Annotated in this window: 12 protein-coding genes; 4 read left to right on the plus strand and 8 right to left on the minus strand. The window is 70.9% G+C overall.

Annotated elements, in window-relative coordinates:
* Positions 1-8: 8 nt before the first annotated feature.
* The 4 genes from ABD357_RS05360 to ABD357_RS05375 form a co-directional block, all read right to left on the minus strand.
* A complete protein-coding gene (locus ABD357_RS05360) occupies positions 9-1,640 on the minus strand; it encodes a serine/threonine-protein kinase (protein WP_344387807.1) in 1,632 nt (543 codons plus the stop codon).
* 44 nt (positions 1,641-1,684) lie between these two features.
* On the minus strand, positions 1,685-3,460 hold the full coding sequence (locus ABD357_RS05365; protein ID WP_344387846.1) for a HoxN/HupN/NixA family nickel/cobalt transporter: 1,776 nt from the start codon (positions 3,458-3,460) through the stop codon (positions 1,685-1,687).
* Positions 3,461-3,543: 83 nt separating this feature from the next.
* Positions 3,544-5,217 carry a tetratricopeptide repeat protein gene (locus ABD357_RS05370; RefSeq protein WP_344387847.1) on the minus strand — a complete coding sequence of 558 codons (1,674 nt, stop codon included), beginning with the start codon at positions 5,215-5,217 and terminating at the stop codon, positions 3,544-3,546.
* 27 nt (positions 5,218-5,244) lie between these two features.
* Positions 5,245-6,804: a DUF4331 domain-containing protein gene (locus tag ABD357_RS05375; RefSeq protein ID WP_344387808.1), complete on the minus strand. Its 1,560-nt coding sequence runs from the start codon at positions 6,802-6,804 to the stop codon at positions 5,245-5,247.
* 262 nt (positions 6,805-7,066) lie between these two features.
* Between ABD357_RS05375 and ABD357_RS05380 the strand changes: the two genes are divergently transcribed.
* The 3 genes from ABD357_RS05380 to ABD357_RS05390 all read left to right on the plus strand — a co-directional run bounded on the left by ABD357_RS05380 (position 7,067) and on the right by ABD357_RS05390 (position 8,791).
* Positions 7,067-7,609 carry a sigma-70 family RNA polymerase sigma factor gene (locus tag ABD357_RS05380; RefSeq protein ID WP_165341750.1) on the plus strand — a complete coding sequence of 181 codons (543 nt, stop codon included), beginning with the start codon at positions 7,067-7,069 and terminating at the stop codon, positions 7,607-7,609.
* Positions 7,606-8,406, plus strand: a complete 801-nt coding sequence (locus ABD357_RS05385; RefSeq protein WP_344387810.1) for an anti-sigma factor — start codon at positions 7,606-7,608, stop codon at positions 8,404-8,406. Before ABD357_RS05380 ends, ABD357_RS05385 begins: the two co-directional genes overlap by 4 nt.
* Before the next feature lie 115 nt (positions 8,407-8,521).
* Positions 8,522-8,791 (plus strand): hypothetical protein, encoded by a 270-nt coding sequence (locus tag ABD357_RS05390; RefSeq protein WP_033324109.1) that lies wholly within the window; start codon positions 8,522-8,524, stop codon positions 8,789-8,791.
* 100 nt (positions 8,792-8,891) lie between these two features.
* Here ABD357_RS05390 and ABD357_RS05395 read toward each other — a convergent pair whose 3' ends face one another.
* Positions 8,892-9,674 (minus strand): ABC transporter permease, encoded by a 783-nt coding sequence (locus ABD357_RS05395; RefSeq protein ID WP_344387812.1) that lies wholly within the window; start codon positions 9,672-9,674, stop codon positions 8,892-8,894.
* The gene (locus ABD357_RS05400) at positions 9,671-10,627 is read right to left on the minus strand and encodes an ATP-binding cassette domain-containing protein (protein ID WP_344387813.1); all 957 of its coding nucleotides are present in this window, start codon (positions 10,625-10,627) and stop codon (positions 9,671-9,673) included. Before ABD357_RS05400 ends, ABD357_RS05395 begins: the two co-directional genes overlap by 4 nt.
* Before the next feature lie 63 nt (positions 10,628-10,690).
* Here ABD357_RS05400 and ABD357_RS05405 point away from each other — a divergent pair, with 63 nt between their 5' ends.
* Positions 10,691-11,404 (plus strand): TetR/AcrR family transcriptional regulator C-terminal domain-containing protein, encoded by a 714-nt coding sequence (locus tag ABD357_RS05405; RefSeq protein ID WP_344387814.1) that lies wholly within the window; start codon positions 10,691-10,693, stop codon positions 11,402-11,404.
* 22 nt (positions 11,405-11,426) lie between these two features.
* Here ABD357_RS05405 and ABD357_RS05410 read toward each other — a convergent pair whose 3' ends face one another.
* Both ABD357_RS05410 and ABD357_RS05415 read right to left on the minus strand, forming a co-directional pair.
* Positions 11,427-12,635 carry a type ISP restriction/modification enzyme gene (locus ABD357_RS05410; protein ID WP_344387815.1) on the minus strand — a complete coding sequence of 403 codons (1,209 nt, stop codon included), beginning with the start codon at positions 12,633-12,635 and terminating at the stop codon, positions 11,427-11,429.
* A 336-nt stretch (positions 12,636-12,971) separates the two neighbouring features.
* Positions 12,972-13,718, minus strand: a complete 747-nt coding sequence (locus ABD357_RS05415; protein WP_344387816.1) for a GntR family transcriptional regulator — start codon at positions 13,716-13,718, stop codon at positions 12,972-12,974.
* Positions 13,719-13,737: the final 19 nt, after the last annotated feature.

Raw genomic sequence — 13,737 nt, forward strand, 5'->3', positions numbered from 1 at the left:
TGCGCCGCCTACGGCGTAGGGGAGGCCCCGCCCGTTGTCGGGGTCTCCGTCTCACACGTCACCGAGAACGCCACCGGGTCGGATGTCGTGTGCACGGGGCTACGGACCTCGACGCTCATCTCGTTCTCGGACGTACCGTCCTCGTTGTAGCCCGTCTCCACATGGTTCACCTGCTGGGACTTGTCGCCGCCGGAGAATGACAGCGACTTCCAGCCCGGGTCCGAGGGTTCGCCGCTCTGCGTCACCCAGCGGTAGTCGACCTCCGCCGGGACACGGCCCACCGTGATGGTCACCGTGAACGTGGGCGCCTCGGCCTCCGGCGGCGGACAGGCGCCGCTGTACTGCGTGTTGGAGCCCGACACCGACACCTCGACGGTCTGGGGAGGCGGAGAGCTCGTCCGGCCGCCGTCCGTCGAGCCACCGTTCGTGCCGTTCGTGCCCGAAGTCTCGCTGGTGGTCGTACCGCCGTCGTCGCCCCCTCCACTCGTACCGCCGTTGTCACCGCCGCCGTTGGTGGAGCCGCCATCGCCGGTTCCGCCCGTGGTGCCACCGGTGCTGCTGCTCTCTTCACCCCCTCCGTTGTCATTGAGCAGGGCGTACGTCAGTCCCGCGAAGGCGAGCGCGAGGGCGACCAGGCCCGTGACCAGGACGACCATGGCGCGCCGGGGGTGCCCGGGCTCCGCCGTGGTGGTCGTGGCGGTCGGGGTCCGGGACGCGATGGGGGCGGCGGGCGGAGTGTGTGGTGCGGGCGAAGCCGGCTGAGGCGGGGCCGCGACGGTCGGCGCGTAGGCGGCGGCTGTCGTACGAGGCGTGCCGCCCGCGGCGATCAGGCGCAGGTCCTCTTCGGCCGCCTCCCCGGAGAGCCGCTCGGCCGGGTCCTTGCGCAACAGGCCCTCGATGACCGGGGCCAGCGGGCCCGCACGGCGCGGCGGCGGCAGCTCCTCGTCGACGACCGCGCGCAGGGTGCTGAGCGGGGTGTCCTGGCGGAACGGCGAGTTGCCCTCGACCGCCGCGTACAGCATCACGCCCAGCGACCACAGGTCGGACTCGGGACCCGGCGTGCGCCCCAGCGCCCGCTCCGGGGCCAGGAACTCCGGCGAGCCGATCACCTCACCGGTCATGGTGAGCGCGGAGCTTCCCTCGACCATGGCGATGCCGAAGTCGGTGAGGACGACCCGGCCGTCGTTCGACATCAGTACGTTGCCGGGCTTCACGTCGCGGTGCAGCACCCCCGCCTCGTGCGCGGCGCGCAGGGCGGCCAGCACCTCGGCGCCGATGTGCGCGGTGCGCTGCGGCGTCAACGGGCCCTCGGCGTCCAGGAGATCGTAGAGCGAGATGCCGCGGACCAGTTCCATCACGATCCAGGGGCGGCCCTCCTCCATGGCGACGTCGTACACCGTCACCACGTTCCGGTTCGCGACCCGGGCCGCGGCCCAGGCCTCGCGTTCCAGGCGCGCGTACATTCGCTCCACCTCGGGAGCGGGCAGGCCGGCAGGGGCGCGTACCTCCTTGACGGCGACCTCGCGGTGCAGCACTTCGTCACGGGCGCGCCAGACGGTCCCCATCCCGCCCTCGCCGAGCGGGGACAGCAGACGGTAGCGTCCCGCGATCACCCGTTCACTGCGTGCGTCTTCCGACACGGACGCCCCCCATTCGCAACCGCACCATTCTGAACAAAAGTAGCTCAACCGAGCGCGGTTGCCGCCCCCTGGAGTACCAATCCAGCCCCAAGGGCCACGACGACGAACGCAGATCCGAGGGCGACGTTCCTGCGCACCAGTGCGGCCACCGGACCGCCGGTCCAGCGGGGGCCGTTCTCCAGCAGGCGACTGACCCCGCTGCCCAGCTTGACCACGGCGACCCCGGCCGCCGTCAGTGTCAGGGCGAGCCCGACGCCGTACGCGAGGACGAGCAGGAACCCGAACCAGGCCTTGCCGAGCGCGGCGGCGCCCACCAGGACGACGACGGCAGAGGGGCTCGGCACCAGTCCGCCGGCGAAGCCGAGCAGGATCGTGCCGCGCACGGTGGGCGCGACCTCGTGGGTGTGGGTGAAGCCGCCGTGGGTGTGCGTGTGGGTGTGGTTGGCGTGGCTGTGCTCACGGCCGTGTGCGTGTCCGTGCTTGTGTCCGTGGGTGTGGCCGTGGCCATGGGCCTGATCAGGCTGATCGGCGTGCGAGTGCTGGTGTCCGGTCGGGTGGGGTTCGCTGGGGGCGGGGGCTTCCAGGAGCGCCGACGCTCGGCCGTGTGCGGAGGTGCGGGCTTCGGCGTCCGCGTGGGCGTGTGCGAGCACGAGAGGGCGCTCGTGTTGCTCGGCCTGCTCGTGGGTGTCCCCGTGGTGATGGGCATCGGCGTGTTCGTGCGTGTGCGCGTCATGGTCGTGGGTGTGGCCGTGTTCATGCCCGTGATCGTGGTCGTGGTCGTGGTCGTGCCGATGGTCGGAGGCGGGAGCGTGCTCGTGCCTGTGGGCCCGGGCACGCCAGGCCTTGCGTACGAGCGTCAGGCCCGCCGCCGTCACCAGGACGCCGCTCGCGATGCCCAGCCACGTCACCACCGAGGGCGCCGCCGCCGAGCCGGCCGTGACCAGCAGGCCCAGCGCCACCACGCCCAGGGTGTGGGTGACCGTCACCGACGCGGCCAGGGGCAGGACGTCGCGCAGGCCGGCCCGGCCGCCGCGGGCCGCGGCCGTCGCGGCCATCAGCGTCTTGCCGTGACCGGGCGCGAGCGCGTGCATGGCGCCGAGGCCCACCGCGATGACCAGGGCCAGGGCCGCGAATCCCGTGCTCAGGTCGTGGCGGGCCACCAGGTCGTCCAGGGCGCGGGTGAACCGGTCGGCGCCGCGCGGCAGTATGGAGGAGGCAGGGGCGTCAGCGTTCTCCTCGTTCGCCTCGTCCAGGGCGGGGCCGCCGGGGCGGGCCGTTACGGACGCGGCCGCCGTGTTCTCCGGCGACTGGAGCAAGTCCTCGGGGTAGCTGTTCAGTTCGCGGGACACGGACTTCGTGGGGACGTCCGAGGAAGCGAGGGTCATCCGGTCGCCTCGCGCGGTGACCTCGCGCCAGCCGGGCCCGTTGTCGACCGAGGCGCGAAAGCCGAGGGAGAACTCCCCATCCGGCAGCGGCGCCGTCCAACGGCACTCCACCCGGAGCGTATCGAGCCCGGCCTGCCCGGGCCGCACGCGTACGCGGCTCTCGCCGGCCTTCAGCGCGACCTCGCGCCCGTCCACGGTCACCCGGCTCTTCCCGGCCGCCGTCGCGCACCGCTCCCGGGCCCAACCTGCCTTGCCCGCCTCCTCGATCTGGGGCTTGGCCTGTGTCGCCGGGATTTCCGCCAGGTCCTCCACATGGTCGATCCGCAGCTTCTCGGGACCGATGACGAGTCCGTCGTACCGGTTGACGGTGAAGTTCCCGAGCGGATGCGCGGCCGCGGTCCCCGCGGGGACGAGCAGCAGAGCGAGGGTGCCCATGAGAACGGCCACGCAGGCGGTGAACCGGCGACGGGGCAGGGAGCTCTTCCGGTTCTTCAGACTCTTCCGGCCTGTGGCTGTGCTCACTTGGCACCACCCAGCTCATTCAGGGCCGCGCGAGCTGCCTTCGCTCCCACCGGGGAGAAGCCGGGGTTGAGTTCGAGTGCCGACGACAGGCTGTCGCGGGCCTCCTTCTCGTTGCCGTCGGCGTGTTCGATCATGCCGCGGTGGTAGAGGAAGGTTGCGTCGCGGTAGCCGGTGGCCGTGGCGCGGCGGGCGTAGGGGAGGGCTTCCTCGTCGCGGCCGTTGACGTGCAGGGCCCAGGCGAGGGCGTCCGCGGTGTGCACGGTCTCGCGGCGGTCCCACTCCGCCTTCGCGGCGCGCAGGGCGGACTTGCGGTCGCCGTGGTCGGCTGCCGCGAGGGCTGTGTCGAGGTCGGCGTTGACGCCGTTCGCGCGGGCCAGCGCGGTCCACGCGTCGACCAGGGCGTACTGGTCGAGGGCCTTCGCCTTGTCTCCCTCGGCGCCGCGGGCCTCGTACAACTCGCCCAGCGCGACCAGCGGGCCGGGCAGCGGAAAGCCGGCCACGACCTCTTCCATGCCGCGGATCGCCGCCGCCTGGTCGCCGTTCGCGGCCTGGGCGCGGGCACGGCCCTCCAGGGCGGGGAGGTAGGTGCGGTCTGCTTGCAGCGCCCGCGCGTAGTGCTTCAGCGCGGTCTCGTACTCGCCGTCACGCCAGGCGAGCTGGCCGAGGGAGGTCGCCACGTACGCCACGTCTCCGGGTGCCGTGGCACTGCTGAGCGCCTGCTCCAGGACGCGTCGCGCGGTGGACACGTCGCCGCGCAGCTCGCGTACGTAGGCGTACCGGGTGAAGACGGGGACGCCCGGCCGACGGGCGTCGGCCTCGTCGGAGGCCTTCAGCGCCTCGTCGTAGCGGCCGAGTTCGACGAGGGCGTCGATCCGCGAGGACAACGCCCGCTCGTTGTACGGGTTCTGCTCCAGTGCGTCCTCCGCGTACCGCAGCGCCCCGGGGAAGTCGTGCCGCGCGGCGGCCAGTGCCGCCCGGCCCGCGAGCGCCGGGTCGTTGTCGGGCCGCAGCTTCAGCGAACGGTCGAGCGCGCGCTGAGCCTGCGGATAACGCGACGGGTCGCCGTTGGTGCGCGCCTGCTCGACGTACGCGACACCGAGCGTGGCCCACCCGTTGAAGTCCTTGGGCTGCGCCTTCAGATGCCCCTGGAGCGCGGAGATGCTGTCATTCAGATTGCCCCCCGCCAGCAACTCGGGCGCCGTCCCGGGCACGGAGGCCACGGCCCCCACCCCACCGTCGTCCCGGGACCCCATCACCACGGCCCCCGCGGTCATCGCAACGGCCAGGGCAACAGCACAAGCGGCCAGCCGCAACACCCGAGTCCGCCGCGACTCCGGCGCCGCCTCGGGGCGGCCCGGGGCGGACCCCGGTGTGGCCTCGGTGGCTCGGGGCGTGTCCTCGCCCTCGGGGGGCGCGGAGGCGTCCGTGGGAGCCGTCTGCTGCTCGGCCTCGGCGGCGCCGTCCTCGTTCTCGCGCGGGGACATGCCCTCTCCTCGATCTTCCGAAGGTGCGGTTGTGCGAAGTGAAGGCGCGGCCCGCGCCGTGGGGGATGGGTGGTTACGGGCCGCGCCAGTTTGGGGGTGGCTAGGCGGACTTGCCGAAGTCCGGTGCGGCTCCGCGCCCCCTTGGGGGCGCGGGGAACTGCGCGACCAGCCACGACGGACCCGCAGTTCCGAACCGCATTTCCCACGCGGCGCTTAGTAGTAGCCGCGAATCCGCCGCCGGCTGCGCCACCACATGAGCCCCGTGCCGATCAGCAGGAAGCCGGCCGCGCCCGACACCGCCGACACGGCGATCAGCGTGGTGTCGTCCATGCCGCCGATGTTGCCGCTGCTCGTGCCCGCCGGCGTCAGCGCGTCGCCCAGCTGGTTGCGTACGTCACCCTTCGTGCCGTCCGTGCCCTTGGCCAGCGGGCCGCGCGAACCCTCGGTCGGCAGGGCGACGAACGGGAAGGACTTCTCGAATTCCTTGTCGTTCTTGTCGACCGCGTCGCCCAAGTCGTTCTTGGCGCCCAGCAGTTCACCCTCGACGACCTGAAGCGAGGCGTCGATCACGTCGTCGGTGAGACGGCGCCCGTTCGGGAAGCCCGCGTTGTCGCCGTCCAGCACACCCAGCCGCTTCGGCTTGGCCGCCGGCTTGATCGAGGTGTTGAGCCGCAGCATCTCCGAAGCCCGCACGTGCGGCGGCTGGTTGAGGTCCGGAACGCCCTTCAGGAAGACGTCCACGAGGTCGTTCCTGGGCTCGTCCGGCGCCGGGATCTTGTAGATCGCCTCGATGAGCTTGGGCAGCTCCGGTTCGGTCACGTTCTTCAGGAACTGCGCGTCGTCCCACGGCGCGGACGCGTTGAACGTGTCCTTGTCCTTGATCGGGTTGACGACCTCGTTCACCAGCGGGTTCCCGAGCCGCGAGACCTGCCTGAACTTCCCGTCCGCGCCCTTGCGGTTCGTCGTCGACCAGATCCCGACGACCGGCTGCTCGGCCGACTCCTGGATCAGCTCGTTCGGCAGCTGCAGGGCGATGGAGTTGACGTTGTATTCCTTGAGGGTGTCGTTGCCGACCTCCGACAGGTTCCCGCCGTACAGCAGGTCGAAGACCCGCAGGTCCGCGAAGAACGGGTCGTCCGCCTGACCCGCGAACGTCTTGGCCTCGTATCCCCCGAGTTCCTTGACCGCCTGGTCGCGCAGCTTGGCGTAGTCCGGCATCGACGCCTTGCCGACGTTCGACGGCGCGACCGGCACGTCGTCCGCGACATACGTCCGCTTCACGAGCTTCTGGTCCTTCAGCTTCAGCAGCTGCAGGTCGTACGTCTGCGTGATGTTCAGGTCGGGGTCGTCCAGGCTCTCGACCGGCCCCGTGTTGTACAGGAAGCTCTTGTCGTTCTTGACATGCGTGTCGAACGTGTACCGGAACAGCAGATCGCCCTGCGCGTCCCCGTCCTGGTCGATGTGGATGTCGTACTGGGCGTCCTCCGCGAACGTGTAGAAGTTCGGTCCGCCCGCCGGCTCCTCGAACGGGATCACGTTCGCCACGATCGTCGTCGTGTCCGGGGCGTCGGGGCTCACGAACGCGTACAGGTCCGTGTTGTCGAACTGCGGCGTCCCCGAGATCAGCGGGGCCTCCCGGTGGCTGGAGGCGCTCGCCGCTCCCGGTTCGAGCGCGGTCACGCCGGCGGCTGCTAGCCCCCCGGCAGCCAGCGCACCACAGACGAGGGTCGTGAGGCTCCTGCGTCCCACGATCCTGCGGGTGTTAGGTGTCATGCCGTCCGTCCTCTGTTACAAGCTGCGTTCCCGCGGTTCTGGCGAGAGGCGACGGACGGTGTGGTCCGCTCGGCCCTGGCGCTCGTTGCCGCGTGTTTTGTTGCCTGACACACGCCATTCGGCGCCGTCGGGCGGGCGGATTGGTTTGAGTTTCACCCGCGTTTTTCGACGAGTTGATCCGTAACCCCATCCGAAGGGGCGCCGGCGCCGAATGCTTGACTGTCGGCACAGGCCGATACGCGGCCAGGAGAGGGGGTTACGGGTGCAGGCGGACGAACTTCTGGTGCTCGTGGCCAAAGGCGACCAGAAGGCTTTCGAGGATCTGTACGGACTGGTGTCCGGACCGGTCTTCGGTCTGGTGCGCCGCGTGGTGCGGGACCCGGCCCAGTCGGAGGAGGTGGCCCAGGAGGTGCTGCTCGAACTCTGGCGCTCCGCCGCCCGCTACGACCCCGGCCGAGGCAGCGCGCTGTCCTGGGTCCTCACCCTCGCGCACCGCCGCGCGGTCGACCGGGTGCGCAGCGCCCGCGCGGCCGGCGAACGCGAGATGCGCGAGGCCCAGCGGGCGAACGGACCCGCCTTCGACCAGGTCGCCGAGGAGGTCGAGGCCGGCCTCGAACGCGAATGGGTACGCCGCTGCCTGGACCGGCTCACCACACTGCAACGCCAGTCCGTCACCCTCGCCTACTACGACGGCTACACGTACCGTGAAGTGGCCGAGCGCCTTTCATTACCGCTCGGCACGGTCAAGACGCGCATGCGCGACGGACTCACGCGGTTGCGCGAATGCCTGGGAGGTGCCGTATGACCGTCCTCTTCAGGCGCAGCGAACTGCATTCGCTGGCCGCCCCGTACGCCCTCGACGCCCTGGAGCCCCGCGAACACCAGCGTTTCGAGAAGCACTTGAAGCGCTGCGACCGCTGCGCCGCCGAGGTGCGCCTCCTGCGCGAGGACGCGGTCCGCCTCGCCTGGAACACGGCCGCACCGCCACCGGCCGCGATGCGCAACCGGGTCCTCATGGCCGTGCGGACAACACCCCAGGAGACCGCCCCGGGCCCACAGCCGCACCCGCGCGCGGCACAGCAGCCGCTGCCCGGGATGCGTGCCGTGCGGCCGCGCCCCTCGCGGCTGCACGGCCTGCTGTCCCCGCTCGCTGCCACCACCGCCGCGGCGGCACTCGTCGTCGCCGCGCTGTTCGGCGTCCAGGCGTCCCGCACCCAGGACCAGCTCGACCAGGAGCGGACCCAGGCACGTGAGATCGCCAACATTCTTGCGGCTCCGGATGCCGCCGCGAGCGCGGGACGCATCTCAGGCGGACAGAGCATCAACGTCGTCGCGTCCGCCTCGGAGCGCGCCGCCGTGGTCACCCCAGCGGGCCTCGGCGCACCCACGAACGGAAGGGTTCACCAACTGTGGCTCATGCGACCAGAGGTCCAACCGCGCTCCCTGGGCCTGTTCGAGGGCGACACGCCCTTGCTCGCCACCGACTTGAATCCGGACGCGACCTCACTCGCCGTCACCGTCGAGCCGCAGGGCGGCTCTCCACAGCCCACATCCGCGCCAGTTGTCCAACTTGCCCTGAAATCGGTTGGATTCGGAGAGTGATCGTCAACTGCCTTACGGAGAAGGTGAATCCTGCGCCCGGGATACACGAGTGTCATGAGGGAGCGATAGGGTTAACCTGCCCGGGCCGGGTGCCCTCGTATGGGTGGGGAGTGACATGGAACAGATAACAGTGCGTGGCAGGGCGCGAGTCCCTGCGATCACCTGTGGGAGCAGCGCGACCAGTTCGCGCCTCGACCGCCATCTCTCGGTACTGGGTGGCCCCGCCATCCCGCAGGGAGAGACGACCGAGGCGACCTCGCTGATGCGTGAGCTCACCGCACGTGACCACACACAGGAGCGCAACAGCAGGCGCGCACGAGTGCGGCGGGTCTCGCTCTTCGCTCCCCTGCGCCGACTGCGCCGATCCCTGTTCGGCGGCCGCTGACCAGCGCCCCCGGTCGCTGACCGGCAACCGACCCCGAACACCTTCGCACCCGCTTCCCACCCGCGGTGTGAACCCGTCCCGCAGGCATAGGAGTTGACGCTCAGCGTCCGCCGGTCGCGTACCGGCGGACGGCGAGCGGCAGGAACACCGCGATCAGCACCGCACACCAGGCGAGCGATCCCGCCACCGGATGCGCCACGGGCCAGGCGGCACCCTCCGGCACCGGCGCATTCCCGAACAGGTCCCGCACCGCCGTCGTCACCGCACTGATGGGATTCCACTCGGCCGCCGTGCGCAGCCAGCCCGGCAGGTTGTCCGTCGGGATGTACGCATTGGACAGCAGCGGCAGGATGAAGGTCGCCCCGCCCAACTGCCCTGCTGCCTCCTCGCTTTGGGAGGCGAGCCCGAGCAGGATCCCGATCCACGTCATCGCGAACCGGAAGAGCATCAGCAAGGCGACGGCCGCCACAGCCTCAGCCGCTGTCCCCTCGATCCGCCAGCCCACCGCGAGCCCGACCAGCAGCAGCGGCACCATCCCGGCGGCGGTCAGCACCAGATCGGACGCCGCCTGGCCGAGCGGCACCGCGGCCCGGCTCATCGGCAGCGTACGGAAGCGGTCCATCACGCCTCGGTGCGAGTCCCGGGCCGCCTCGAACATCCCCGTCATGATCCCGTTCGCCGCGGTCGCCACCAAAAGCCCCGGCACCAGGAACGAGCGGTACTCGGTGCCCGGCATGGCGAGCGCGCTGCCGAAGACATAGCCGAAGAACAGCAGCATCGTGATCGGCATCGTCTGAGTGAGGATCAGCAACCCGGGATTGTGCCGGACCCGCTGAAGCTGCCGGCCGAGCATGGCCGTTGTGTCGTACGCGAGGGCGCTCATGCCACCAAGTCCTTACGGTCGGTCGGGCTGTCGGTCAGGCGCAGGAAAACGTCGTCGAGGCTCGGCGGGCGCAGGCTCGCGTCGAGCAACGGCACCCCCGCGGCGTCGAGTTCGCGTACCAGGCGGGGGAGTGTGAGCGTCGGATCGGTGGTGACGGAGCCGACGGCGTGCCGCTCGTGGTCGAAGTGTGGTTCGCCGCCGGTGAGTTGGTCGAGCACGGCCGCCGCCTGGGGCATGGCGTCCGCGTGGGCGACGACAACTTCCGCGTACGAGCCGACGAGTGCTTTGAGCGTGGCGGGCGAGCCGCTGTGGGCGACCCTGCCCTCGTCCAGCAGCGCGATGTCGTCGGCCAGTTGATCGGCCTCCTCCAGGTACTGCGTGGTCAGCAGCACCGTCGTACCGTCTGCGGCGAGGTCACGTACCGCTTGCCAGATCTGGTTGCGGCTGGCGGGGTCGAGCCCGGTCGTCGGCTCGTCCAGGAAGAGCACCGCGGGCCGCGTGATCAGGCTTGCGGCCAGGTCGAGGCGGCGCCGCATGCCGCCCGAGTAGGTGGACGCGAGCCGGTCCGCGGCTTCGGTGAGCTCGAAGCGGTCGAGGAGGTCGTCGGCGCGGGCGTGCGCCTTCGGGGTGCGGCGCAGCTTCGCGAAGAGCCGCAGGTTCTCCCGCCCCGTGAGGTCGCCGTCGACCGAGGCGAACTGGCCCGTCACGCCGATGGCGCGGCGGACCGCGTCCGGCTCCCGTACGAGATCGTGCCCCGCGATCCGCGCGGACCCCGCGTCGGGCCGCAGCAGTGTGGTGAGGACCCGTACGGCCGTGGTCTTGCCCGCCCCGTTCGGCCCGAGCATCCCGCAGACCGTGCCCTCGGCGACCGCGAGGTCCAGCCCTCGGAGAGCGTGGACCTCCCCGAAACGCTTCTCGAGGCCTTCACTAAGTACAGCGTACGTAGAAGTCATGAACCGACCATAGCGCACTACGTACACTGTACGTAACTAGGATGGTCACGAGGTGATCGACCCATGGCAGGGCGCAAGGCCGTACCCGAAGTGATCTGGAACCGCCCCGAGCGCACGGGACGCGGTCCGCGGCCCTCGTACAGCCGGGCCGACATCGCGGCCGCCGCGGTGCGGATCGCGGACGCGCAGGGGCTGGACGCGGTGTCGATGCGGCATGTGGCGGCCGAACTGGGCTGCGGCACGATGTCGCTCTACAACTACGTGCCGCGCAAGGAGGACCTGTACGAGCTGATGCTCGACGCCGTCGGTGCCGAGCACAACTTCGAGGATCCCTCGGGCGACTGGCGCGCCGACATGCTCCGCAACGCCCATCAGACCCGCGTCATCATGCACCGCCACCCCTGGGTGCCGCGCCTGATGGCGGGGGTCTACGGCTTCAGCCCCAACACCCTGCGCTATCTGGAGCACTGCCTGGCCTGCCTCGAACCGCTCGACCTCCCTTACAGCACGAAGATGGAGATGGTCGCACTGCTCAACGGCGTCGTGACGACCTACACCGCGAACGAGTTGGCCACCGCCGAGCGCACCCGCTCGATGCCCTGGTCCGAGGAGGAGGAGAACGCGGTCCGTATCGCCTACCTCAGCAGTCAGGTGGCCACCGGCGCGTATCCGCGGCTGGCCGAGGCCTTCATGGAGGACTCCGGGCCGATCGACCTGGAGGCGATGTTCGAGCGGGCGCTCGGCAGGGTCCTGGACGGGTTCGACCCGAAGCGCTGAGCGCGGGGCGCCAAGTGCCCGGTCAAAGCAGGGCGAACTGTCCTTCAGGGCCCTCTTCGTGGTGGTCGAGTACGGAGGCGGGCCTGCGTGCCGCGTCCGGCACCGGGAGTACGCCCGCCTTGCGTAGCTCGCCCGCCGTCACCGGGGCCTGCACGGTCAACTCCCCCTGCTGAGGCCCCAGTTCCGCCAGCAGTGCCAACACCGTGATCAGCTCGAGCAGTTCGGATGTCCAGGTCTGGGGCCACGTGGCAGGGCGGATCGCCTCCAGTGTGCCGGGCTCCGGGGGAGTGGTCCTGGCGGTGAACCACTGGTCCAGGACACGGGCGCCGCCCACCTCGAAGTCCCAGGCGGCCGGCGGTACGGGGGAGATACGGCCCTCGTCGAGGTGGAGGGTCTCCTCGTCGCGGTCGTAGTGGAGTTCAAGAGGGCGCGCGGGGAGCGGGGCTCGCACGTACGGGCGCCGCCCGCCGGGGAGTTTGGGGCGGTCGCCGTCGCGGCGCATCAGCCGGAGCATGCGGTGGCCCAACTCGATGCCGTGCGCCCAGAGTTCGGGATCGGCGGTGAGCGGGACGGCGCTACCGTCCGGACCCGGGCGCGCCACAGCCACCGCCCAGGCGAGGACGTCGAGAGGGTCGGGGGAGTGGCCCAGGCGTTTGGCGAGGTGGTCCACGAGGCCGGGCGCGAGGTTCGGTTCGAGGCCGTCGGGGCGGCGGTACAGGGGGCGGATACGGCCGGGACGGGCCACCGGGACGCTCTTCGTCTGCCGCGGCTGCGGCGGGAGAACGGGCAGCACGGCCGCGACGAGCAGCGCGGGCCCGTCCGTCGCATGCGCCTGCTCGACGGCGAACACCTGCCGCTCGTCCGCCACCCGCCACAACTCCGGGCGGGCCGCGTCGATCAACCGGTGATCCGGGATCAGCCACTGCTCGTCGAACGGCCCGTGCAGCACGCGTACGGGCTCCGCGCAGGGCCCCGACGCACGGGCCAGCCGCCCCGTCCCGCCGGCCTGGCCCGCCAGCGCGGCGACCGCCGAGTGCAGGTTCCGCGCACGCGTGACGCCGAACAAGGCCTCGCGGTAGGGTCCTTCGGCCTTCACGAAGGCGTCCCACCGCGCTTTCAGGGACGCCGCGTCGGGCGCCGTCGGCCACCCCCGGCCCAGCCGAGGCGGTGCGACGGACCACGGCATGAGGTCCGCCAGCAGCGGAGCGTCGTCGTGCGTCACGCTCGGCATGGTACGACGTACCTCCGGCGGTTGAGCAGGGGCGCCTACCGAGTGGGTGGGGTTCGGTCCGTTGGCGACTGCGGGTCCGTCGTGGCTGGTCGCGCCCCGCGGCGGAGCCGCATATGTCACAGCCCCGCGCCCCTGAAAAGCCAAAGCCTGCGACTTCCCGCGCCCCGGGGAAGCCCGTACCCCCAACTACCCGCAGCTTTTCACCGGCGGGAGGGGACGTGGGCCGGTGCAAGGCCTTGTACCAGGCCAGGGTCGTATGCCCGGCCTGCGACGGGCTGACGCACCGGACAAGCCGCGACGAACCCGCACCTTCAAACCGCACCCCAAGCGGAGCGCCTACGCCTCGAGCGTGACCGTGAACGAAAACCGATCCCCCCGGTAATGAATGACCGCCACATCCAGCACCTGACCAGAGTCACCGCAGGCAACGCCCGTATACCGCAGAATCGGACTCAGCAACGGCACCTCAAGAAGCCGAGCCGTCTCCGGATCGGCCAGCCGCGCCTCGACGGTGTCGGTGATGCGGCTGATCCGCATGCCGACGACGTCCCGCAGCACCTTCGTCATGGGCCAGCGGGCCAGGTCGTCCAGGGAGATACGCTCGGCCAGTTCGGGCCGCACATAGTTGCGCGCGTGGTTCGTCGGCTCCCCCGTCTTCTCGTCGCTGCGCAGCCGGTGATACATCGCCACCTCGGCCAACTCCGGAAAGTACTCGGCGAGTTCGGCCGACACAGGCACCGTGGCGTGGTCGAGCAGTTCCGTCGTCATGCCCGACTGCTGAGCCACGATCGCGTCCACCGAGCCCAACAGCCGCACTGGCGCGCCACGTTGCGCGCTCGGCTCGATGAACGTGCCGCGCCGGCGATGGCGGGTGATCAGCCCCTCGTCCTCCAGTTCCTTGAGCGCCTGTCGCATGGTCAGCACGCTGACCCCGTAGTGCCCCGCCAGCTGTTCCTCGGTGGGCAGGCGCAGGGGATCCTCCGGCGACCGCCCGAGTATCGAGGCGCGCAGGGACTGCGACACCTGATACCAGAGCGGCAGCTTGCGGTTCAGGACGATCGAGTCCGGGGCGAATGAGGTCACGAAGGTATCCGTACCGGTC

This window comes from Streptomyces vastus, assembly GCF_039532825.1.
GTDB lineage: Bacteria > Actinomycetota > Actinomycetes > Streptomycetales > Streptomycetaceae > Streptomyces > Streptomyces vastus.